This is a genomic window from Halorubrum sp. SP9, from assembly GCF_005435015.1.
GTDB classification, from domain to species: domain Archaea; phylum Halobacteriota; class Halobacteria; order Halobacteriales; family Haloferacaceae; genus Halorubrum; species Halorubrum sodomense.
In genome coordinates this window covers 1-559 of the sequence record NZ_SGXU01000280.1, presented here as the reverse complement: position 1 = coordinate 559, position 559 = coordinate 1, and the positions used below count along the sequence as shown (strand labels likewise).

1 pseudogene is annotated in these 559 nt (G+C 54.4%); it reads left to right on the top strand.

Features of this window, described 5'->3' with window-relative positions:
* A pseudogene (locus EXE45_RS19955) lies at nt 1-517 on the top strand (hypothetical protein); the annotation flags it as partial.
* Nucleotides 518-559: the final 42 nt, after the last annotated feature.

The window sequence follows — 559 nt, the reverse complement described above, 5'->3', positions numbered from 1 at the left end:
CGCGTTTCCTTCGAATCCCGAAGACGAGGGGTTCTACAAAGCGCAAGAAGATCTCAATACAATCCTCGACGCTCGCAACCCCATCTTCTCGTACGTGTCACGGCGCATCTTGAGGGATGAGCGGTATCTCGATGCCGGTGGAACTGTCGACGACGTTCGCCAGGTGTTTCTCGAGTTTTACGAGCGTGCTGACCGTGAGGTCCCAAAATTCTTCCCGAAAGAGCCGGCGAACCGGAGATACAACATTGGCAAGCGCAAGTGGAAGCAAGCCTACGAGCGCGGTGACGTAACATTCGATCGGCGCGAAAATCGACTTATTGCTGAATTCGATCTCGAGCCACACGAGCTCTACAGTTATCGCAAGACCCTCCCGACGAAGATGCGGCGCGAAAAGAGCGGTCGGAGCATCATCATCAAGAACCCAGACGGCTTCGAAGAGTGGATTGAGCTTGCTGAGTTGGGAGGAAGCAACGAACAAGCGGGAAGTGAAGGATTTCTGAGCCGCCTATGGGGCTAGATCATTGACGTCAGCTAGATCAAGCGGGTCCGGTTGTAGCAC